This is a genomic window from Streptomyces sp. 4F14 (assembly GCF_048159485.1).
Classification (GTDB): Bacteria; Actinomycetota; Actinomycetes; order Streptomycetales; family Streptomycetaceae; genus Streptomyces.
Window position 1 is genome coordinate 1 of the sequence record NZ_JBLRVY010000219.1, and the last position, 378, is coordinate 378.

At 72.5% G+C, this 378-nt stretch carries 1 protein-coding gene; it reads left to right on the forward strand.

Annotated elements, in window-relative coordinates; genetic code table 11:
• Nucleotides 1-100: 100 nt before the first annotated feature.
• A partial coding sequence (locus ACLZOT_RS50410) for a GntR family transcriptional regulator (RefSeq protein ID WP_416976046.1) occupies nt 101-378 on the forward strand: 278 nt, incomplete at its 3' end.

Here is a 378-nt window from a genome sequence, read left to right on the forward strand (position 1 = left end):
GACGCCGCACTGGAATAGAGTCGCGGCAGAAACGCCGGCTCCTCCGTTGCGCGCGGATCAAAAGGACGGTCGTCGGCGCGCACCGGAAGGAATCTGCGATGTGGGGTCGGACGTGAACGGGAGCGGCGCTGCGGGCCGCCGGATTTCCGCCGCAGCCGTGTGCGCGGCGATCCGTGACGACATCGTCAGCGGGTTCTTCGCGCCGGGCAGCCGGCTGACGGAGGAGCAGTTGGCCAAGCGCTACGGGGTGTCCCGGGTCCCGGTGCGCGAGGCGCTGCGCACCCTGGAGTCCGAGGGCTTCGTGCGCACCCGCCGGCACGCCGGGGCGTCCGTCGCCGAGCCCACCGACCAGGAGGCCGCCGACCTGCTGGACATCCG